This is a genomic window from Alkalihalobacillus alcalophilus ATCC 27647 = CGMCC 1.3604 (genome assembly GCF_000292245.2).
GTDB lineage: Bacteria > Bacillota > Bacilli > Bacillales > Bacillaceae_D > Alkalihalobacillus > Alkalihalobacillus alcalophilus.
Genome location: NZ_ALPT02000032.1, coordinates 30,725 through 50,909, shown reverse-complemented (window position 1 = coordinate 50,909; position 20,185 = coordinate 30,725). Strand labels below are relative to the sequence as shown.

Annotated in this window: 23 protein-coding genes; 19 read left to right on the top strand and 4 right to left on the bottom strand. The window is 35.9% G+C overall.

Features of this window, described 5'->3' with window-relative positions; translation table 11 throughout:
• Positions 1–334: hypothetical protein (locus BALCAV_RS10375; protein ID WP_040323862.1), on the bottom strand; the 334-nt coding region annotated here is incomplete at its 3' end.
• Positions 335–514: 180 nt separating this feature from the next.
• Here BALCAV_RS10375 and BALCAV_RS21175 point away from each other — a divergent pair.
• From BALCAV_RS21175 to BALCAV_RS23085, 7 genes are all read left to right on the top strand, one after another.
• Positions 515–1,189 (top strand): helix-turn-helix domain-containing protein, encoded by a 675-nt coding sequence (locus tag BALCAV_RS21175; RefSeq protein ID WP_052044367.1) that lies wholly within the window; start codon positions 515–517, stop codon positions 1,187–1,189.
• Positions 1,190–2,096: 907 nt separating this feature from the next.
• A complete protein-coding gene (locus tag BALCAV_RS10365; RefSeq protein ID WP_003321235.1) occupies positions 2,097–2,387 on the top strand; it encodes a hypothetical protein in 291 nt (96 codons plus the stop codon).
• A 181-nt stretch (positions 2,388–2,568) separates the two neighbouring features.
• The gene (locus tag BALCAV_RS10360; RefSeq protein WP_003321234.1) at positions 2,569–2,853 is read left to right on the top strand and encodes a hypothetical protein; all 285 of its coding nucleotides are present in this window, start codon (positions 2,569–2,571) and stop codon (positions 2,851–2,853) included.
• Positions 2,854–2,893: 40 nt separating this feature from the next.
• The gene (locus tag BALCAV_RS10355; protein WP_003321233.1) at positions 2,894–3,229 is read left to right on the top strand and encodes a hypothetical protein; all 336 of its coding nucleotides are present in this window, start codon (positions 2,894–2,896) and stop codon (positions 3,227–3,229) included.
• Positions 3,230–3,640: 411 nt separating this feature from the next.
• Positions 3,641–4,483 (top strand): DUF2268 domain-containing putative Zn-dependent protease, encoded by an 843-nt coding sequence (locus tag BALCAV_RS10350; RefSeq protein WP_003321880.1) that lies wholly within the window; start codon positions 3,641–3,643, stop codon positions 4,481–4,483.
• Between the two features lie 117 nt (positions 4,484–4,600).
• Positions 4,601–5,347 (top strand): YjbA family protein, encoded by a 747-nt coding sequence (locus BALCAV_RS10345; RefSeq protein WP_003321881.1) that lies wholly within the window; start codon positions 4,601–4,603, stop codon positions 5,345–5,347.
• Positions 5,348–5,511: 164 nt separating this feature from the next.
• Complete coding sequence (locus tag BALCAV_RS23085) at positions 5,512–5,634, top strand: hypothetical protein (protein ID WP_003321882.1); 123 nt, start codon at positions 5,512–5,514, stop codon at positions 5,632–5,634.
• A 159-nt stretch (positions 5,635–5,793) separates the two neighbouring features.
• Here BALCAV_RS23085 and trpS read toward each other — a convergent pair whose 3' ends face one another.
• Positions 5,794–6,786: a tryptophan--tRNA ligase gene (gene trpS / locus BALCAV_RS10340; protein WP_040323865.1), complete on the bottom strand. Its 993-nt coding sequence runs from the start codon at positions 6,784–6,786 to the stop codon at positions 5,794–5,796.
• 202 nt (positions 6,787–6,988) lie between these two features.
• On the opposite strand from trpS, the gene BALCAV_RS10335 reads away from it, so the two are divergent.
• From BALCAV_RS10335 to BALCAV_RS10330, 3 genes are all read left to right on the top strand, one after another.
• Positions 6,989–8,161, top strand: a complete 1,173-nt coding sequence (locus BALCAV_RS10335) for an MGDG synthase family glycosyltransferase (RefSeq protein ID WP_003321884.1) — start codon at positions 6,989–6,991, stop codon at positions 8,159–8,161.
• Positions 8,162–8,380: 219 nt separating this feature from the next.
• Positions 8,381–8,542, top strand: coding sequence for a hypothetical protein (locus BALCAV_RS22780; protein ID WP_235213103.1), 162 nt, complete (start codon positions 8,381–8,383; stop codon positions 8,540–8,542).
• Positions 8,487–8,939, top strand: coding sequence for a TlpA disulfide reductase family protein (locus BALCAV_RS10330; RefSeq protein WP_235213102.1), 453 nt, complete (start codon positions 8,487–8,489; stop codon positions 8,937–8,939). Before BALCAV_RS22780 ends, BALCAV_RS10330 begins: the two co-directional genes overlap by 56 nt.
• A gap of 174 nt (positions 8,940–9,113) precedes the next feature.
• On the opposite strand, the gene BALCAV_RS10325 is transcribed toward BALCAV_RS10330, so the two are convergent.
• Positions 9,114–9,650 carry an HD domain-containing protein gene (locus BALCAV_RS10325; protein WP_003321888.1) on the bottom strand — a complete coding sequence of 179 codons (537 nt, stop codon included), beginning with the start codon at positions 9,648–9,650 and terminating at the stop codon, positions 9,114–9,116.
• A 206-nt stretch (positions 9,651–9,856) separates the two neighbouring features.
• Between BALCAV_RS10325 and trhA the strand changes: the two genes are divergently transcribed.
• From trhA to spxA, 6 genes are all read left to right on the top strand, one after another.
• Positions 9,857–10,501, top strand: coding sequence for a PAQR family membrane homeostasis protein TrhA (trhA, locus tag BALCAV_RS10320; RefSeq protein WP_003321889.1), 645 nt, complete (start codon positions 9,857–9,859; stop codon positions 10,499–10,501).
• Positions 10,502–10,652: 151 nt separating this feature from the next.
• Positions 10,653–10,883: an excisionase family DNA-binding protein gene (locus BALCAV_RS10315; protein ID WP_003321890.1), complete on the top strand. Its 231-nt coding sequence runs from the start codon at positions 10,653–10,655 to the stop codon at positions 10,881–10,883.
• Between the two features lie 48 nt (positions 10,884–10,931).
• Positions 10,932–12,149, top strand: coding sequence for a putative glycoside hydrolase (locus BALCAV_RS10310; RefSeq protein WP_003321891.1), 1,218 nt, complete (start codon positions 10,932–10,934; stop codon positions 12,147–12,149).
• Between the two features lie 189 nt (positions 12,150–12,338).
• The gene (locus BALCAV_RS10305; protein WP_003321892.1) at positions 12,339–12,923 is read left to right on the top strand and encodes a GNAT family N-acetyltransferase; all 585 of its coding nucleotides are present in this window, start codon (positions 12,339–12,341) and stop codon (positions 12,921–12,923) included.
• 28 nt (positions 12,924–12,951) lie between these two features.
• Complete coding sequence (locus BALCAV_RS22300) at positions 12,952–13,095, top strand: hypothetical protein (RefSeq protein WP_160173405.1); 144 nt, start codon at positions 12,952–12,954, stop codon at positions 13,093–13,095.
• An 880-nt stretch (positions 13,096–13,975) separates the two neighbouring features.
• Positions 13,976–14,371 (top strand): transcriptional regulator SpxA, encoded by a 396-nt coding sequence (gene spxA, locus BALCAV_RS10300; RefSeq protein ID WP_003321097.1) that lies wholly within the window; start codon positions 13,976–13,978, stop codon positions 14,369–14,371.
• 195 nt (positions 14,372–14,566) lie between these two features.
• Here spxA and BALCAV_RS10295 read toward each other — a convergent pair whose 3' ends face one another.
• Entirely contained in the window at positions 14,567–15,235 is a 669-nt protein-coding gene (locus BALCAV_RS10295) for a TerC family protein (protein WP_003321098.1), read from the bottom strand.
• A 400-nt stretch (positions 15,236–15,635) separates the two neighbouring features.
• Between BALCAV_RS10295 and mecA the strand changes: the two genes are divergently transcribed.
• From mecA to pepF, 3 genes are all read left to right on the top strand, one after another.
• The gene (gene mecA, locus BALCAV_RS10290) at positions 15,636–16,274 is read left to right on the top strand and encodes an adaptor protein MecA (RefSeq protein ID WP_003321099.1); all 639 of its coding nucleotides are present in this window, start codon (positions 15,636–15,638) and stop codon (positions 16,272–16,274) included.
• Between the two features lie 136 nt (positions 16,275–16,410).
• Entirely contained in the window at positions 16,411–17,589 is a 1,179-nt protein-coding gene (locus BALCAV_RS10285; protein ID WP_003321100.1) for a competence protein CoiA, read from the top strand.
• Positions 17,590–17,689: 100 nt separating this feature from the next.
• Positions 17,690–19,498 (top strand): oligoendopeptidase F, encoded by a 1,809-nt coding sequence (pepF, locus tag BALCAV_RS10280; RefSeq protein WP_003321101.1) that lies wholly within the window; start codon positions 17,690–17,692, stop codon positions 19,496–19,498.
• Positions 19,499–20,185: the final 687 nt, after the last annotated feature.

The following is a 20,185-nucleotide window of genomic DNA, read 5'->3' as shown; positions in this document are numbered from 1 at the left end:
GGCGGAATGAGATTACATTGCTATCCACTCGCTTTTCCGATTGTTCCTCACCAGAATCCTCTTTATTGGACTCTTCTTGCTTTTGCTCCGTTTTCGTCTCACGAGACTTTCGAAGCTTTTCGATAGCAGCTGCATTCTTAGGAGAAAGAGCAAGGAAGCTAAGGACATTCAATGTGCTTTCGTCTGGACGGACGGAAACGCGCTCTTTTTCAAAACGTATGTATAGCCCTTGGGAGTCACTTCGTAGGACGCGTTCAATCTTTTTTCCACTAATGTAAATGCGGACCTTCTTGCCGATCATCTCTTCTACTTGCTTGGCGTGTCGAACATTCATGAAAGATTTCTCCTCTCGTTTCAGAAATTTTGATAGGTTTTGATAAACCACCTTTGATATGATTGTGTAAGTACGTTACCACTTGTTAATTTAAATTATACACGCTTTTTCGTGTAAGTCAATAAGAATAACCGCTTTTTCGTGTAAAAAAATACGATAATTCGTGTGGAGGGAAAAACTATGAAAAGTATTGATAACATTGGGGTTCGCATTAAGTATTTGAGAGAAAAGAATGGCTTGTCTCAAGCTGCATTCGCAAAAAGAATCGAGGTTTCTGCCGGGAACGTCGGTGATTGGGAAAGTGAAAAGAAGAAGTCTTTACCGGGAGCAAAGGCTATACACGCAATTTCGGGTGAATTCGGAGTGTCAGCTGATTGGTTGTTGACTGGTGAGGAATACATAGGCCATTCTATTTCCGAAAATGGTAATATACTTACACAATCCGACATGTTGATTATCGACAAGGTTGTCGCTGGAGGTCGATTTAAGGAACCTGAAATGACGAAACGTGTCATGAAAAATGTCGTTTCTAACCTTCGGAAAGAGGGAAATACAGAAGAATTTAACGAAGACGATCTAGTGGACCTATTAAAAATGGGAGCTGCTCTTTATGAAGATAGACATATCCAGAAGAATACTGAAGAAGAAAAAGAGAAATCTATTGAACTATCAGGGGAGGCTCAAGAACTAGTTCAGATTTTCAATAGTTTAAGTGATAGAGACGCTATTGAACTCATGACGATCGCTAGAATGAAACGCGATCTAACTGTAAGTCCTGTTAAAAGGGGAACGTCGTCGAAGTCGACTTCCAAAACCGAAAGCGTAACTCCTGCACCTGAAAAGAAGCACGCCTAATTTTTTACCCTAAAACGGTAAGTATTTTACCGCTTTAAAAATCGTTAAAATTGCAACATCGTATTTTTAGAGATTGCTATAATAGAAGGAACGAAGGTTGCTGGTTGACAGCTTTCGTTATCCTTCCTTGTTGTGGGCCATCAATAGAAATGTTGGTGGTCCATTTTAATTACTTCTATAGAAGAAAGTCGCTGAAGGCCACTAGAACGAAATTAGATTTGATTTCTCATATCAACCTCCATTTAATCGCAAATTTAAGCCTTGTATCGAGTTTGAATTTATATATTATTTCTATACATAATAATGAATTAATATACAATAAAGATTGCGGAAAGCATTGCGGAAAGTTTTTCGAAGTTAAAATCCCGAATCGCTTGATATGACTGGCTTGAAGGTATTGCGGAAACAGTTCCGCATTTCCGCAATAAAATTTCCGCAATCATCATATTCGATTCGCTGATTTAAACATCCTTTTAAACGCATTTAAACGCTATATATCAAGGGTTTAAACGTTTTTAAAGAATTGGTATTTAAAAAACGGTTTCCAGTCCATATCGAACCGAAAACCGAAAAATTTCTCATTTTGATTAGTTTTTTATCACTTTGTTTTTTCTTCTCTCAAATTTCCTCTAACCCTTGATAACACTACATTTCTTTACGAGATTTCACTTCACTTTACGAGATATTACGCATCATATATATTTATCACTTTGTATGTCATAGTACACTTGCCTATGTGCATTCGTCTAGAAATGTGGAAACCGTTGTTCAATTTGTGGTTCAGTCAGTAAAGTTCTAGTAGAAAAAGGGATGCAGAGAATTGATGAATTTGTTACTGATAGATTTGTCTATACATCAAATAGAGTGACGCATAAGATGTATTATACTTTGAAAGGAGGTCATGTAAATGAGCTGTGGTTACGGATATGGAGATGTTAGAGGTGCTAGAAGTGGCTGTGATTGCGATACGTTCTTTAGACATGTAGCAAGAAATCAATATGTAAAAGTCTATTTAAAAGCTAGTAAAGCGGTAGAAGGATATTATGTTGAATCTAATGGCAATGAAGTAACATTGTTTGATTTTGACGAAGAGTGTCATACAGTAATTACGATTTGTTGTGACGATATCGTATCAGTAGCAGTAAGTCAAGAAAATGTAAGATGTAAATATGACAGCGGTAAAAAAGGCTGCAAATAATAGTCTTTTAAAATGATGATTTGGAGCTATCTAGTAAAGTTGAAAATGCACTTTATTTTAGATAGCTCCTTCTTTAATATGAAATTCGATTTTCTATGAAAAGTTTCCAGATTTAAGGGAGTCGTCTATACAAGCGTTATAAGCTTGGCATAAGATGTACTATCAGAAAGGAGGGAATACTATGTACGGATGGGGAAATACAAGAGGAGCGAGTTATAACCAAGCTTGTGATTGTGAAACTTTCTTTAGACATGTATCACGTAATCAATATGTGAAAGTTTTCTTAAAAGCATCTAAAGCAGTAGAAGGTTATTATATCGAAAGCAATGGTAAAGAGGCTACGTTATTTGATTTTGATAAAGATTGTCATACTTTAATTACGATTTGCTGTGACGATATCGTAGCAGTAGCAGTAAGTGATGAAAATGTAAGATGTAAATTTGATAAAGGCTGCAAAAAATATTAAGAAATAACCTCAGTGTTGGGTTAGGTGAGGGGGGATAAAAATGAGCTGGAATGAATTAATGTGGGGAAATCGTAAAGAAAGTGGTCAAGAAGTCACTGAAACAAGGTGTAGTGGCGTGGCTCTTTTTCGTAATATTGCTAGAAATTCGTTGGTGAAAATATATTTGCATTCGACAACACCGATTGAAGGTTATTTTGTTGAGGTAAAAGATGGTGAAGTTCTCCTTTATGATTTTAATCAAAGTGTTCATTCTGTCATTACGGTTTGTGCTCACTCAGTCATTGCTGTTAAAGTAACAGACCAGAACCGAGTACCTAAAAAAGAACGGATTCCAAAAAGGCAGAAAAAAGTTCATTCCCCCCTATTGTTCATTTAGAGCCCTCTTTTTTGAGGAGGACATATTTAAGAACACTCTCCAAGTTAAAGGACTAACTCAGAAGACCATTCACTATTGAGTGGTCTTTTTTTGTATGAAATGTGGAATAAAGTCGTAAGCGAATGAATAAGAGCCGCAAAGGGAATCAAAGGCCAGCAATGAAGTCAAAAGCCATCGAATAAGAGCCGCAAAGGGAATCAAAGGCTAGCAATGAATCCAAAAGCCATCAAATAAAAGCCGTAAAGGGAATCAAAAGAGTGCTATAATTCCGCACCTCCCCTGTAGTCCAAATCCGAAGAGTAATCTTTGTCGAAAAAAGTGAATTTTATCTTTGGCAGAATGAGGAATACGGTTCATTCCGATTTATTGTTCGCATAGAATGTAGAGGCTGAGGATTGGAGGTGTCATTATATGGGAGTTGTTCGAACAGATAAATGGCTCCAGTATTACCTTAAATACTGGAAGGAAAAAAAGAATGCAAAAGAAAGATATGAATGGCAACAAAGAATGCTAATCACACCAATTATTGATTATTTTAAAAATCATAAAATAGAAGAAGTTCATCGCTATTTTTTAGATTTAGGCTTATCGAATCCAGAGACTGATTTAACGTTAATGGAGGAGGATTTATTAAATAAAAAATGGTGGAGTGTAACACAAAATAAATTTTTACAATTAAGAAAAGAATGGACCGGACCGGATGTACCTATTTTTATTTTTCCAATTGAACGAGCAAAAGAGCATTTATGGAGAGAAGTAGGCGGGAAAACAGGACTTTCAACAGATATGATCATTTGTTTATTTATTGATCCTAACATTAATGAAGAGCAATTATTAGCTTTAATTGTGCATGAATATCACCATGTTTGTCGTTTGGCCGTTACGAATAATAAAGAAGAGGAAGTCTCCTTATTAGAGTCGATTTTAATGGAAGGGCTCGCGGAAGCAGCGGTGAAGGAGGAGCTTGGAAAAGACGCTTTAGCCCCGTGGGTTGAGCAATATCGGTTGTCTGATTGTTTACCTTTGTTCAATAATCACTATCGTGAACATTTAAAACTAAAGGGAAGAAACTACTATCGTCATTTGTTGAATGGAGATACAAGAGAGGGGATTCCTCGGATGCTCGGATATTCGATTGGTTTTTATATGGTTGAATCCGTTATACAGAAGTTTGCACTCACCACATTGGATTTGTTAAAGATGGATACTTGGTCTATTTATAAAAAATCAATTTTTTTTGAAGAATCAAATTAAGTGGTTACGGTCTTTATAATGAAATTTGTCGATTGAAAAAAAGGGTGCGTGGAATAAATTGGTTAACGCTTGACCATACTGAGGGTACAATTCTTTTCGATGTTAGGAGGAGTATCAATGGTCCAGATGCGAGATGTTTGGGTAAATTGGTTTGAGGGTGAAGAAAATGGTTACAATGTTTGTCATTTTTATGAGTGGAGAAGCGAGGACCGTGTAGAAGTGTTGGATCAAGTGATCGTGATTAAGGTAACAAAGGAATTATTCAACTTCATTGAAAATGACTTAGCCGATTTGCCAGACTATCTTTTGAAAACTGTTCATAACCAGAGTTTCTTAAGAAAAAACATGTCCCGTGTTCAGCTTGATTATTGTTTTATTGCGACAGATGGTGAGCGAATCATCGCTATTGATACGATGGGATATAAAACACCGATTCGAAAAAGCAGACTCTCACCAAGGCAAGAGCAATTAGTCTTTGAATTACTCGAACAAAATGAATGTGAATCATTTGAATTGGAAATGCCTATTGAAAGGAAGCAACACCACTTATTATCTCCAGATCCAGCTGATATGCAAGGGCTAACAAGAAAAGAACGTCAATTGAAACAAATATTATATATGGCTTTGGAGCAGTTATTTACATCAAGTGAAGAAGCAGAAATTCGTTATTGGTATACGGAATGGGCACCTGAAAGCTATCGTGCGATTCAAACGATGGATAAAGAAGAAGTTACGGCAAGGATGTATGACGAAATAAAAGAAGGCTGGACAGATAAACACCATCAACTTTGCCAATCATTAGTAAAGGGACAAGTGTTTTTTGAGAAATTATGGGATTTAGAGCAAGGAGAAAGTGTAAAGTAAATCGCTTTTAACGGTGAATTTAGAAGTGTGAATGGCAGGGTTAGCTAAAGTGTAACTCAAGGCAATTATGTGAAATTGGCCTTGTTGTTTAAGTGAATCGTTTACATGTTGGATGAACTCTCCTATAATAGATAAGAATAAGCATAAGGAGGGGAGTCTTTAACATGGAAACTTGGGATTCATTTGCTTATACAATTATGCAGATTCTTGCTGTAGTTTTACTTGTTGGAACTTTAGGACTTTCGTTTTTCGTAGGGAAAGTTTGGAGAAAAACGAACGGCTATTAAGCCCAAAAACGTTTCTTAGTTGATATTTTCAACGGAGGAACGTTTTTATTTTGCGTTTTTGTTTGGAAGAAGTTTATCACGTCACCCTCTTCCTAATTAGATGCGGAATAAAAAAGACCTCACAAAGTCTATTCTGACTTTATGAGGTAATGTCATTTATTATCTTCTTTTACGACCAAGTCCCATGGCACGTTCAGCTTTTTCAATCATTTTATTTGCAGCACGGTTTGCTTTTTCCGCACCACGATCTAAAATTTGGTCAAGTTCATCTGATTGAAGAAGTTCATGATAACGAGCTTGTACGGGCTCAAGTTCTTGAATGACAACTTCTGCTAAGTCCGCTTTAAAATCACCGTAGCCTTTTCCTTCGTACTTTGCTACGATTTCATCAATTGATAAGCCTGAGCATAATGAATAGATCGTTAAAAGGTTTGAAACGGCAGCTTTATTTTCGCGGTCAAGACGAATTTCGCCATCAGTATCAGTTACAGCACTTTTAATCTTTTTACGAATGGTCGCTGGTTCGTCTAACATAGAGATGAAGCTTTTTACATTAGGGTTGGATTTACTCATTTTTTTAGAAGGATCATTTAAAGACATAATCCGAGCTCCAACTTTTGGAATTTTAACCTCTGGAATTGTAAAGATTTCATTATATTTTTTGTTAAATCGTTCTGCTAAATCTCTCGTTAACTCGAGATGTTGTTTTTGGTCTTCGCCAACTGGTACGATATCTGTTTTATATAAAAGAATATCGGCGGCCATTAATGGTGGATATGTAAGAAGGGCCGCAGATACAGCTTCTTTACCATCTGACTTATCTTTAAACTGAGTCATACGCTCTAATTCACCGATGTATGAAGTACATTGCATCATCCAACCTAGTTGTGCATGAGCCGGTACTTCAGATTGAATAAATAAAGTAGATTTCTCCGGATCAATGCCGACTGCTAAATAAAGAGCAGCAAGGCTACGGATATTTTCACGAAGTTTTAAACGATCTTGTGGTACGGTAATCGCATGTTGATCGACGATACAAAAATAACAGTTCGCCTCCTCTTGCATCTCCACAAAGTTTTTCATTGCTCCTAAATAATTTCCGAGTGTTAATGTTCCACTAGGTTGAATACCAGAAAATACTGTTTTCAAAATGTTCATCCTTTCAATATAAGTTCACAATCTTCTCTTTAGCTTAAGGAGAAGCGACTCCAATTAATATCATTACTTACTTTATCTTAACCAAATCTTCTCAAAAGGTAAACGACTTCGCTTAACTTCTCCAGATTTTAAGAATAAAAACAAATTAAATTTGTATATTAATAAGAAAGAAGATTTTTGAGAGAGTAGGGAGCAAATGGATAGTCAGCCACTTATTTTTTCAGCTTCAATTGGACAAGGTCATCAGCAAGCTGCTCTATCTCTGCAAAAAGAGTTAATGAGAAGTAGTTCATATAAACCAGAGATTATTGATATTTTTAAATGGATCCACCCAATGCTTCACTTTGGGATACGTAGCTCTTACTTGTGGATGTTAAAGAAAAAGCCTCAAATGTGGGGGCGTTTTTATTCACGGTTAAATCGCTTTAATTTTTTTGAAAGAAAAGCAATGAAGTGGCTCGCTTCTCAGCTTGAACAATTTATTTCAAAAAGAGAGGTGCCTTTTGTCATTTCCACTCACCCCCTTGCGACGTGGTTGTTAAGTATTGCAAAGGAGGAAGGAAGAAAAAGGTTCCCGCTATTTAGTGTTATTACAGATTTTCGTTTTCATCCTGCGTATATTTCTGAGCAGGTGGATGGTTATTTTACAATTGATGAAACGGCTGACTTGGTATTAAGGCAATTAGGTTTAAATAATCAACGTGTTTTTCAAACGGGAATTCCTTTTCCTTGTTCTCCATCCTCTTATGATCAAAAAACATTGAGAGAACAGTTTGAAATTAATTGTGAACAACCAGCGATTATGTTAGCAAGTGGTAGTGATGGTTTAATGGATTTTTTAACCATTATTGATAATCTAGAGGAGTTGCCTCTTGAAGTGACGGTATTATGTATGGTCGGACATAACCAAACCATGATGAAGAAACTGCAAACAAAAAAAAGCAAACATCGAATTCTCATTCGACCATTTACTTCCCTTTTTTTAGAATATATTCAGTCATGTGATTTAATTGTTACAAAAGCAGGCGGTTTGACAGTTAGTGAAGCATTGGCGTGTGAAACACCGATTGTTCTCTATGAACCGATTGTCGGTCATGAAGAAGAGAACGCACTTATTTTAGAAAAGTGGGGGGCCGCTTTATTCGCCAAAGATTCGAGTGAGCTCATCAAAGATATTTATTCGGTGATTGCCAATCAAGAAACAAGAAACGAGCTTTTAACCCGAGCGAGAAAGTACCGTAAGCCAGAAGCGGCAAAGGAGATTACGACACATATTCTTCATTTACTTATTCAATATCCTCTTGAGAGTCAGCATTCTTACGAGAGTTACGACGTTCTACCTGTCGCCAAATCCAAAGAGCAAGGTTAATGAGTGCTAAAATGGTAAAAATAACTTGGTTTACTTGATCGCTTGAATAAGCGATAAAAATATACAAAAGTAATGGAATGAGAGCGATAATTTGTAAGATTTGTATTTTAGTCATTTTATAAATCCTTTCATAAATTAATCTAACTTTTATTATAAAGGAGACTTAATGTATTAGCGACTTTTATTCATCAGAAACTGCTGTAGTTAGGAGGTTACAAAATGAAATTACTATTGATAAAACGATTCCTTTTACTTGGTTCTGTCTTAGTTGTAGGAGCGTTCTATTATCAATTTGAAACGATTTTTTCAACATGTGGACGAGGCATTGGCAGAAGAAGTGAAAGATGGAGTGAGAATTGGGAATCAAGCATTGCCGATTGAAGGGAAAACGTTAAGGGGCGATGGCTTTCATTTACAACAATTGCAAGGGAAACTTGTTGTCGTTAATTTCTTTGCTTCTTGGTGTCATCCATGTCAGGAAGAGATGCCATTAATTGTTGATTTGGAAAGGAAGTTAAAAGAGAATGGTTCCGAATTTGTAGCCATAAATTTGACGAGCCAAGAACGAAGCTTGTTAGACGTAAAACCATTTTTGGATAACTATCAAGCGAGCTTTGACCCGGTATTGGATTCCGATGGGAAAATCATGCAAGATTATCAAATTATCGGAATTCCAACGACCCTTGTGATCGATCAGAATGGCCTTATCGTGCAACGGATTGATGGAATGTTAACCCCAGAAATTATTGAGGACTTGATTCCGTTGCGAAATGAGTGACAACGGAAAGGAAAGCGGATATTAGTTGTGGGTGAATAGCTACACTTCTTATGTGGTGGTGATTTCATTTAGTGGGTCTTAAAAAATATTGCCGAATTCAGTATAAATTTTAAGCTAGAGCAGTCATTACACAGCTCTAGCTTAAAGTCTGTTAAACATCTATTTTGGGCTTAGTTACGAATCTTTTTGTAATGGAAGGGGATCTAATGCTTCATTTACGAGGTTGTCTAATTGTGTCAGCATTCGGCGCGCTCTTTTATCGGAAATGACCCGATAGTGGTGACCGCCTTTTGGTTCTTCATCTTGTTCATCAGCTAAAGCGACGATACGCTGCAAAGGAGTCAACTCTAATGAGCCTGTTGGTAAATAAGAGTCGGTGTGCAATAAAACCGCTAAGGCGATTTCTTTAGCGGCAACAGGGTGTTCTCCTAATCGAATCAGAAGTTTGTGAGCTCGTTCGGCTCCTTTTATTGCATGAATATCATTTGTTCGATATAGTTCGTAATCCCATTTTCCATCCCTATACCATGTGTAATGGCCGATGTCGTGTAGAAAAGCTGCTTTTGTAGCTAAATCAGGATTAACGTTGGATTGTTTGGCAAGATGAAAAGCGTGGTAAGCACATGAGATTGCATGTGCCATCCCTGAACGATTAACATATTTTTGCGTAATTCTATGGTTATATAAGTCCATTAACGTAACATATCTCATAGCTCTACTCCTTTTCCGGCATTTTCTCTAAATAATCAGGAAGCTCATCGTATCATTTCCTGACATGAAAAAAATATATTTTATCTATTATATAGGTGTTCAGTTACTGATGCAACGGATAAATACCTTTTTTGTGTATTTTCTTTTTTAATGAAAAGTATTATTTCTGTTATACTAGAACCGAAGCTAATGAAGGAGTGAATAAAATGGCGACAACCCATACCTTCTCTAAGTCAGAGGAAATAGCTAATGCAATCACGCATGGAATTGGTGCTATCTTAAGTGTAGCAGCACTTGTGTTATTAATCGTTTTTTCAAGTTTATATGGAACAGCTTGGCATATCGTCAGCTTTACGATCTACGGAGTTACGATGTTATTGCTTTATATATCTTCAACACTGTTGCACAGCTTACCTAAAGGAAAGGGTAAGGATGTTTTTGAAATATTAGATCATGCCTCTATTTACTTATTTATCGCGGGTACTTATACACCATTGATGTTTATTGTCGTACAAGGCAGTCTTGGTTGGACGATTTTTGGAATTGTTTGGGGTTTAGCGATTACGGGTATCGTTTTTAAAGTTTATTTTGTGAAACGTTACCTGTTTGTTTCGACATTGTTCTATATTGCAATGGGATGGCTAGTCATTGTTGCGATTAATCCAATTATCGAAGGTTTGCCAGCAATGGGACTATATTTATTAGTTGGAGGAGGACTCTCTTATACAATTGGGACGATTTTTTATATGTGGAGAGGCTTTAAATTTCATCATGCGATTTGGCATCTGTTCGTTTTAGTTGGTAGCATTATGCATTTTTTCCTTATCTTCTTCTTTGTATTACCACTTTAACCTTTAAGAAAAACCTAAATCGTTGTTTAATGATTTAGGTTTTTCTCTTTGATAGTAAGTATTTATATAAAAAGAGGCTTTGGAAAAAAAGGACAAACTTCATTGGCACAGAGAATTAGAGCGGTTATACTTTAATTAGGGGAGCGGATATATGTACATAACGATTTCAGAACTTGCCAATTTTTTAGGAGTGAGTGAACAGTATCTTTTTAAAAGAATTCAAAATGGGCAAATTACCGCTGTATTTGATGGTTCACATTATTTATTAAATAAAGAACAGTTTAAGTGGCATAAAGAGCAATTAGATTTAAAAAGAAGACAAATCATCGCAGGTCAGGAAGAGGAATTACCAGAAGATTGGGATGCTAAAGATGAGGATTAAGTGCAAGATAAAAAGAAGCATTAAATTTCTAAAAAGGCAGTGATAATCATGGGGAAAAAGTTATTTGGTCTTCTGTTTGCACTACTATGTGTATTGGTAGTACCTTCAATTATGTTGGCAGATGAGCAAACAGAAAAAGGAGAAACAGAAACAAGAGGCGAAAATCATCCGTTGATGCTCGTTGAAAAGCAATTATTTACGGTACCACAGTCATTAGCGCGGTTTTCGCACCAATCCGATTACAGCTTTGAATACCCTGAAGATGGAGTTCGAGGGATTTATGTAACCGGTCATTCAGCTGGAGGGGCACGTTTTAATTCGTTAGTAGAACTTATAAATAATACCGATTTAAACTCGATGGTCGTTGATATTAAAGATGATCATGGTTATTTAACATTTCGACCTGAACCTGAATCGAAGTATTATGATATTTCCCAAAGCTATATAAACGACATTGAGGGATTTATGGAGAAACTTGAGGAAGAAGAGATTTATCCAATTGCCAGAATTGTTGTTTTTAAAGATACGGTTTTAGCTGAAAAAAAGCCGGAATGGTCTTTTAAGGATAATGGTGAAGTATGGAAAAATGGCCGAGGAGAAGCATTTGTTAATCCTTTTTTAGAAGAAGTGTGGGAGTATAATGTAGAGCTTGCAAAAAAGGCAGCAAAATTAGGGTTTAAAGAAATTCAATTTGACTATGTTCGTTTTCCAGAAGGTTTTGAACGACGTGATGAAGATTTACAATATGAGGTAGGTAAATATAGTGGTGGAGATAGCGATAACATTCAAAAACGGGTTACGGCTGTGACGGATTTTGTAGCTTATGCACGGGAACAATTATCTTCATATGATGTTGATGTATCTGTTGATATTTTTGGATATGCAGCAACGATCAGTGAAGCACCTGGTATTGGTCAAAACTTCTCAAAAATCTCAGAAAATGTCGATGTCATTTCATCCATGATTTATCCAAGTCATTGGACACCGTATTTTGGGATTGATAAACCAGATACACAGCCTTATGAGTTAACAAAAGCATATGCTGAAGTGGAAAACGAAGTGTTAGGTGCATTAGATGATCCGCCTATTTCTAGACCTTGGATTCAAGACTTCACAGCGACCTGGCTTGGTTCCGGGAATTATATCCAATATGGCAAAGAAGAAGTGGAAGCTCAAATTCGGGCACTAAATGAAGCGGGAATTAATGAATTTTTACTATGGAATGCAAGAAACCGTTACACGGAAGGCGTTAATTATAAACCATAAAATGAGCGAAAAAGCTGCCTTGGCGTTTGTTGTTGAACTAGAGGCAGCTCCTTTTTTGACGTAATACTACATTGGTGCAGTTATTCGCCTGTTAATTTGTTTTCATATTCCAATAAAAAAGAGGTTTATTCTCACCAAACATGAGGAATATAAATAATATGAAGTATATAGATGGAGGCAAATAAAATAATGGATTGGTATGAGAAGTTAAAAAAATATTTTCCGATTGAGGAAATGAAATCAAAAGAGCACTTAGATGTATTATTGAAAGAAAAATCTGAAATTTATTATAAGGATGATGGACCAAATCATGTTATGATGTATGTAGAAACAGATGATTTTGTCTTTGTTGATTATTTATTTGTGTCAAAAGCTGCTCGTGGTCAAGGGCTTGGGAAAAAGTTATTAAATAAATTAAAAGCTAAACAAAAACCAATTATCCTTGAAGTGGAACCGATTGATTATGAGGATACAGATACAAAAAAGCGACAACGCTTTTATAATCGTGAAGGTTTTACCCACGCCAAGTCAATTGGTTATAAAAGAAGGTCTTTGGCTACAAATGAAGTAAATGAATTAGAAATCCTCTATTGGGCTCCAAACGGTGAGTCTGAAGAAACAATTTATGAGCAAATGAAGCATACGTATGAAAACATTCATACGTATAAAGACGAAGAGTTGTACGGAACAGCTTATGAAAGTGCTGATGAAGTCTTGACTTATAATAAAAAATTAGAAAATCGCTCTGAAGAGGAAAACACTGTTCAACCGTAAATAACTCCTAACTGGGAGGTGATTATTTATGAAGAAGAAGGAAAAGGATAAAAAAAGAAAGCAAAAAAATCGCGTCCTACAAGAATTGTGGAAAAAGAATTTAAAAGGTTGGAAAGAAAAGGCAAGTAATCAAGGCCCAATCACCCAATCTTCAAATAAAATCATTGCGTAAAGAGATGCAGTTCAAAGTCCTTAAATAGAAAAGAGGCCGGGACAAAACTAGCTATAGAAAGTAGTAGGCGAGTCCAAAGAACCTATTTTAGCTGTTTTTCGGTTCTTTATTTCTCTGTTTTGAATTTAGTCACTTCATGCTATGTCCCCCCAATTATGATAAAGAAGATTATCTTGTGCACTAGTGGACGAAAACATGCGGAGACTCCCGTGGGAAGTAGTGGCAGAGCCGAAATCCGCTAGCGAGGCTAGCTAGTTCGGCGCCACCCCACAGGACGCGGAGCATGATTTTCGGGAGCGGTGAGAAGAACGCTATCCACTTCCGTTTCAATACATATAATGAAAGCCGGTGACATTTTACAATGAGTAAAATGTTACCGGTTTTTTCATATCAGAGGAGTTTTTTGTCCCAGCCTCTTGATTATTTTTGAATGAGATTAGTGAGGAGGATCCCGGTTCACCCCGTGCAGTATATTAACTAATGTAACCATATTTTAACGTGTATTCCACGGATCCATTCTTAAGAAGCTCATTTATAAGATAAAAGAAAAATTCATGATCTTTTTGAAACCTTTTGCAAGCTATGACGTATATGAATAAGAAGTGATAATAAATAGGCTTAATTATGAAAAACTTGTGGCTAAAATAAGTAAATCCTCACATAAAGAAAAAAACTTTCTAAACATATATGTATAGAAAAGCTTTTTTTTAGTATAATAGGTTTAGAGAGAAAAAACTTTGGGTAAATAAGTGGTAGGTTGAATAGACAAGTTGTGATATGAGACCTATACATATATTAACTGTTTATTTATATTTAACCCAAATAATATAAGTAAGCTTCACAATATAGATCTCAAATTTTGGAAGGAGAGGTCCGCCATATGGTTACTTTATTAACATCCCCTAGTTGTACTTCTTGTCGGAAAGCAAAAGCTTGGTTAGAAGAAAATGATATTCCTTTTGAAGAAAGAAATATATTCTCATCACCTTTAACAGTTGAAGAGGTCAAACAAGTAGTAAGAATGACGGAAGATGGAACAGATGAAATTATTTCAACCCGCTCAAAAGTATTTCAAGACTTAGATGTGGAAGTTGAATCGTTACCATTACAAACGTTATTTAAGATTATTAGTGAAAACCCTGGGCTATTAAGAAGACCGATTATTTTTGATGAAAAACGTTTACAAGTCGGTTATAATGAAGCCGAAATTCGTCGTTTTTTACCAAGGAAAGTACGCACATTTCACTTACAAGAAGCTCAAAAGCTTGTTAACTAATGATTATACATCCGTAGACTTTTAACACTTATCATACTAGTCATGGAAAGACGCAAGTTAAACATGAACAAGGCGATTTATAGTTAGAGAGTGTATGTCTACAGTTTAGACCTTCCAATTGTTCTGATTGGAAGGTCTTATTTTTTGACAATAGAACGAACATCCAGCAATGTAGAAGTGAATGATAAATTTGTTTTACACTGTATAAACCGTTCTATTTTTTGTATACCAACCTATGAGTAAAATCCCGATAATTAAAATGATTTGAAAGGCTACTTTAAATGATGGCCAATTGACAAATAGTGGTGAAAGCATTGGTTCATGTGTAATCATTTTAGATGAGGTGTAGGCGAGTATGGCTGCACCAATATATATGACTTGTGGAAATTTATCAAAGGCTAATAAAATTAATTTACTGCCCCATAAAATAATGGGAACTGAAATAATGAGTCCGAGAATAACTAATAATTGATTGCCATGAGCAGCTCCGGCAACAGCAATGACATTATCAAATCCCATAATAAAGTCTGCGATTAAGATGGCTTTAATAGCGGCAAATAGTGTCGTTGAACCACCATTAATTGAGGCCTCATGATCATTATTTGTAAGTAATTGATAAGCGATATAAGCAAGGAGACCACCACCAATTGCTAATAAAAATGGAATTGATAAAAGCTGTACGGCAATGACCGTTAGGCCCATTCGCATAAAAATGGCTAACGAGATGCCGATAATCATCGCTCGGTTTCTTAGTTCATGTGGTAAGTTCCGGCAGGCTAAGGCGACAACAATGGCATTATCACCGCCTAAAATAATATCGATGCCGATAATCGTTAATAACGATATGATAAATTCCATGTCCATGTTTTGTTCATCCTTTTTTAAAAGAATTGTCGTTTCTTTTTAGCTTGAGGGTCATTTTTAGCTTGTCTATTATAAACATATATTGAAAGATCGATTAGAATATGATAACAATACTAATAATATCTTTTTTTCGAGTCACCTTTTTCTGTAATTTGCTTTTCTTTTGTTCTCGTTTTATCATAAAATAGAAGGAAGCAATCCTTTTGGTATCGTCCAAAAAAGGTTATGATTTTATTAGGATTATAAAATGGATAAAAAGGGTAAGGTACCGTAATGTAGTATGGAATTAAATTATTTTCGCTCGTATCTTTTTACAACCTTTTATCTAAATAAAGATTCCTAATAAGTAAAAAGAGCGTGATAATTTTGGTTCACCTTAATGATAGGAGGGGGAGCGAACATGGATATTGAACGCGTAAATGATTCAACGATTAAATTTTTTATTACTTATAACGATATGGAAGACCGAGGTTTTGATCGGGATGAAATTTGGTATAATCGCGAACGTGGAGAAGAGCTCTTCTTTGAAATGATGAATGAAGTTAATGAGCGTGATGAATTTGTTTTAGATGGCCCATTATGGATTCAAGTTCACGCCTTAGATAAAGGTTTAGAAATCGTTGTAACTCGTGGTCAAGTTTCAGATGGTCATGTTAAATTAGAAATTCCTGTGACGCAAGAAGAACTCGATGACGATGACTTAATCGATGATGGAAAACAAGTTCTTGAAATGGATGAACCAGAATTTATTGAATTAATGATTGGTTTTTCTGACATTGAGGATGTTATTTCGTTAAGTCAAAGCTTTAACAATGAAGAAGTTGAAAATGATCTCTATTTCTTTGAAGGTACTTACTATTTGCATACTATTTTTCATTATGAACGCTTTTCGGAAGACGAGCAGGATGATATGTTAAGTCAAATGCTTGAATTTGGTTATGAATCAGATATTTCTATTTACCGTGTAAAAGAATACGGAAAAGAAATTATGACTAAGCAAGCTCTTAAGCAATTAAGGGAGACTTTTTTATCTAAATAAGGGATTTAATAGCTAGCCCCTAACCTCATTGGAAAAAGGGGTTAGCTTTAAATCTTTAATTATTTGAATATTCATTTTATATTGGAGGTGGACAATTCTGCTAAATGCTAAAATAAAAACAGGAATTCAAATATCGATGGCAGATGCTTGGAAGAAGGAGGAGTTACATGTATTAAGGAAAAAGACGACTTTTCTCTGTCCAGCTTGTCAAAAAGAGGTACTATTAAAACTAGGAGAGAAACGGGTTTGGCATTTTGCCCATAAAGCCAACCATGTGTGTAAACTCGACCTTGAACCGGAAACGGAATACCACTTAAAAGGGAAAAAGCAGCTGTTTCAATGGCTAAAATCTCAAAGGTTAGATGTAGCTTTAGAAGTTTATTTACCCATTATACGTCAACGTCCTGATCTTCTTGTTAGAACATCCCAGCAACTGTATGCGATTGAATTTCAATGCTCGCCAATTTCTATCGAGCAAATACGAAAAAGAAATGAAGGCTATCAACAAATTGGGGTTATTCCGATTTGGATTATGGGTGGCAATCGTTTAAAAAGAAAAAAGAGCTCTTCTTTTACTGTCCAAGCGTTTACTTGGGAGATGATGCAACAAGATGGGGTAGAGAAGAACCTCAAATTGCTGTATTATTGTCCACAAGCTAATAAATGGGCTTTCTTGAATGAAATTCTTCCATACTCAAAGACATTATGTCAAGCTAAGCTAGTGGAGCATTCGCTTAGTGATTGTACCTTTTACACTTTATTAAAAGAAACCAATCTTCAGACTTCCTCTTATCAAAAATGGTGTTCTATTCGCAAACAATGGCGGATGAACCCTCCAGCACCATACCCTACTAAAACTTTAAAAAAATTTCAAATGCTATTATATCGTCACCATCTTCCTCATTCTTATTTTCCAGTTGCAGCTGGTTGGCCAACAAAATATTTTTATCAGATTGAAGCTTCTCCTCTTATTTGGCAAACCTCTTTTATACTCGAATGTTTGGAATACCAACCTTTTATGAAACCACTCGATTTTCGGATGCTTTTTCAATGGTTTTTAACGTTTCTTCATTCTTCCCATATATCCATGCGCTTTGATAATTTAAAATTAACAGAAGACGCTTTCTATCACTATTTACTTTGGTTATGTGAGCTTGATTTGTTGAGTCAAATAGAAAGTTCTGATAAAATCTTCCTTAGACTTCATAAATCATTAAGCTTCGCAACTCTTCAAGAGGCACTATTGTTAGATGATGAATTGACTGAAAATTTTATGAATTACGAACGGATAAAACCTAAGAAAATTCTATTCTAAAAAAGGATTTACAGTTAGGAAAGCGAATGTAAAAAGGGGAAGTCTACTAATTTTCTTATTTTGGTGAATAATAGGTACAAAACTACGGAGGTGCGTTTTAATGGCAAAACAATTAGCGAAACGTCATGAAATTCCTGAAGAAAAAACGTGGGATTTAGCAGCGATTTTTGAAACAGACGAAAAATGGGAAGAAGAATTTAAAGCAGTATCTGAACTTGTTCCTACTTTAAATCAATACCAAGGAAAACTTTCTGAGTCTGCTGACATATTATTTGAAGCATTAAAAAATGAGCATGAGCTTTCAGAGCGGTTAGGCAAACTATATACATATGCCCATATGCGTTATGATCAAGATACAACCAACTCTTTTTATCAAGGGTTAAATGACCGGGCTAAAAGCTTAGCTTCTCAATTTGGACAAGCTGTGTCGTATATCGTCCCTGAAGTATTATCGATTGAAAAAGAGAAAGTAGAAGCTTTTCTTAATGAGCATAGTGGGCTTCAATTATATCGCCAAATGTTCAATGAATTAAACGAACAACGTGATCATGTTCTTTCAGAAGCGGAAGAGGCGATTCTTGCTCAAGCGAGTGAAGTGATGGGGACAGCTAGTAATACTTTTGGAATGTTAAACAATGCAGACTTAAAGTTTCCGTCCATCACAGATGAAGATGGGGAAGAAGTTGAAATTACACACGGTCGCTACATCCGTTTTTTAGAGAGCAGCAATCGTCAAGTACGTGAAGACGCCTTCAAAGCTGTCTATCAAACATATGGCTCCTATCAAAATACATTTGCTTCAACTCTTAGTGGGCAAGTGAAGCGTAATCTTTTTTATGCAAAGGTTCGCAAATATGAATCTGCTCGCCAAGCAGCTTTAAGTAATAACCATATCCCAGAAGTGGTCTATGATCAGTTAGTTGAAACAGTCAATAAGAACTTACACTTGCTTCACCGTTATATTAAACTCCGGAAAAAGGTCCTTGGTGTCGATGAGCTTCATATGTACGATCTTTATACACCGTTAGTAAAAGACGTAAAAATGGACATCCCTTATGAAGAGGCTAAGGAGCTTGTTTTAAAAGGAGTTGCACCACTTGGTGAGGACTATGTTCAGACACTTAAAGAAGGTTTTGAAAAGCGCTGGGTCGATGTAGAAGAAAATGTTGGAAAGAGAAGTGGGGCTTATTCTTCTGGGGCCTATGGAACGATGCCTTACATTTTGATGAACTGGCAAGATAATGTCTCAAACCTTTTTACATTGGCACATGAATTCGGACATAGCTTACACAGCTACTATACTAGAGCGCATCAACCATATGTCTATGGAAACTATACCATTTTTGTCGCAGAAGTTGCCTCGACTCTTAACGAAGCTTTATTGAATGACTATTTAGTAAAAAATACAGATGATGAAAAGAAAAAGCTCTACTTATTAAACCATTTCTTAGAAGGGTTTAGAGGGACCGTTTTCCGTCAAACGATGTTTGCTGAATTTGAACAGTTAATTCATAAAAAATCAGCAGCAGGAGAAGCCCTTACTCCTGAATTATTAACAACATCATATTATGATCTCAATAAAAAATATTTTGGAGAGGATCTCGTTATTGATGAAGAGATTGGATTAGAGTGGTCAAGAATTCCACATTTCTATTACAATTTTTATGTATATCAATATGCGACAGGTTACAGTGCAGCAGCGGCTTTATCGAAGCAGATTTTAGATGAAGGAGAACCAGCTGTTGAGCGTTATTTAGGCTTCTTAAAAGCGGGAAGCTCTGATTACCCTATCGAGGTTTTAAAACAAGCAGGAGTCGATATGACTTCATCTGAGCCGATCGAACAAGCACTAGCTGTTTTTGAAGAAACATTAACGGAGATGGAAAAGTTGCTTGATAAAGTTGAGTAATCGTTTTTAGTGTATTTTGGCTAAACAAATGAAGTAGGACGACTTAAAAGCTAGATAAAAGGAAAAGTGACCAGAAAGTATTGCTCTGGTCACTTTTTTTAATGTCTCGCTTTTTTTGAATACGTAATGCTGTGCTGTATGTTAAAATCCTCTAAATTTCTTTTTGAACGGGGAGCTTGGTGTGAGTGTAAATAAAATCGAAAAAAATAAAAGTGGCATGGCAATCCATTTTGGAAAAATATTAATAAAAGAAAGAATGATTAAATAAAAACTCCCTATAATAAAACAGGTTCCTAGTAAATTCTTTAACCAATTCAACAAAACCACCCCTACAAACGAAAGTGTTCTATTTCTAATTCCTATGCACGGCCCAGCGTTTTTAGGACAGCTTCTTATCAATTTCGGGTATTTTCCGGTGGTCTGTTTTTTTATTCAACGCTAAACAATTCGAATTTAGCCTAATGAAATGTTTGTTTTGTGTCAAAACACTGAACGTTTCATTAGAGGTATTGTCAGGGAAAAGAGGGGATGGTATTCTATGTATGTGAAGCACATCACATTCTCTCCCCCATAGAGAATAAAGAGCGAACAGACTGAGTTTGCTCTTTTTTTTATTTTTTAGGAGCTTAGTGAATGCGAAAAAACCAACTAAGTTCGTTTGTTAACAAGGAACTCAGTTGGCTCATT

Excerpts from the sequence above, each read along its gene's own strand:
- BALCAV_RS10335 (WP_003321884.1), top strand. The coding sequence starts at position 6,989 with ATGGATAGTCAGCCACTTATTTTTTCAGCTTCAATTGGACAAGGTCAT.
- BALCAV_RS10315 (WP_003321890.1), top strand. The coding sequence starts at position 10,653 with ATGTACATAACGATTTCAGAACTTGCCAATTTTTTAGGAGTGAGTGAA.
- trhA (WP_003321889.1), top strand. The coding sequence starts at position 9,857 with ATGGCGACAACCCATACCTTCTCTAAGTCAGAGGAAATAGCTAATGCA.
- spxA (WP_003321097.1), top strand. The coding sequence starts at position 13,976 with ATGGTTACTTTATTAACATCCCCTAGTTGTACTTCTTGTCGGAAAGCA.
- BALCAV_RS10360 (WP_003321234.1), top strand. The coding sequence starts at position 2,569 with ATGTACGGATGGGGAAATACAAGAGGAGCGAGTTATAACCAAGCTTGT.
- BALCAV_RS10325 (WP_003321888.1), bottom strand. The coding sequence starts at position 9,650 with ATGAGATATGTTACGTTAATGGACTTATATAACCATAGAATTACGCAA.
- BALCAV_RS10305 (WP_003321892.1), top strand. The coding sequence starts at position 12,339 with ATGGATTGGTATGAGAAGTTAAAAAAATATTTTCCGATTGAGGAAATG.
- BALCAV_RS10285 (WP_003321100.1), top strand. The coding sequence starts at position 16,411 with ATGGCAGATGCTTGGAAGAAGGAGGAGTTACATGTATTAAGGAAAAAG.
- pepF (WP_003321101.1), top strand. The coding sequence starts at position 17,690 with ATGGCAAAACAATTAGCGAAACGTCATGAAATTCCTGAAGAAAAAACG.
- mecA (WP_003321099.1), top strand. The coding sequence starts at position 15,636 with ATGGATATTGAACGCGTAAATGATTCAACGATTAAATTTTTTATTACT.
- BALCAV_RS10365 (WP_003321235.1), top strand. The coding sequence starts at position 2,097 with ATGAGCTGTGGTTACGGATATGGAGATGTTAGAGGTGCTAGAAGTGGC.
- BALCAV_RS22780 (WP_235213103.1), top strand. The coding sequence starts at position 8,381 with ATGAAATTACTATTGATAAAACGATTCCTTTTACTTGGTTCTGTCTTA.
- BALCAV_RS10295 (WP_003321098.1), bottom strand. The coding sequence starts at position 15,235 with ATGGACATGGAATTTATCATATCGTTATTAACGATTATCGGCATCGAT.
- BALCAV_RS10350 (WP_003321880.1), top strand. The coding sequence starts at position 3,641 with ATGGGAGTTGTTCGAACAGATAAATGGCTCCAGTATTACCTTAAATAC.
- BALCAV_RS21175 (WP_052044367.1), top strand. The coding sequence starts at position 515 with ATGAAAAGTATTGATAACATTGGGGTTCGCATTAAGTATTTGAGAGAA.
- BALCAV_RS10355 (WP_003321233.1), top strand. The coding sequence starts at position 2,894 with ATGAGCTGGAATGAATTAATGTGGGGAAATCGTAAAGAAAGTGGTCAA.
- BALCAV_RS22300 (WP_160173405.1), top strand. The coding sequence starts at position 12,952 with ATGAAGAAGAAGGAAAAGGATAAAAAAAGAAAGCAAAAAAATCGCGTC.
- BALCAV_RS23085 (WP_003321882.1), top strand. The coding sequence starts at position 5,512 with ATGGAAACTTGGGATTCATTTGCTTATACAATTATGCAGATTCTTGCT.
- BALCAV_RS10310 (WP_003321891.1), top strand. The coding sequence starts at position 10,932 with ATGGGGAAAAAGTTATTTGGTCTTCTGTTTGCACTACTATGTGTATTG.
- BALCAV_RS10345 (WP_003321881.1), top strand. The coding sequence starts at position 4,601 with ATGGTCCAGATGCGAGATGTTTGGGTAAATTGGTTTGAGGGTGAAGAA.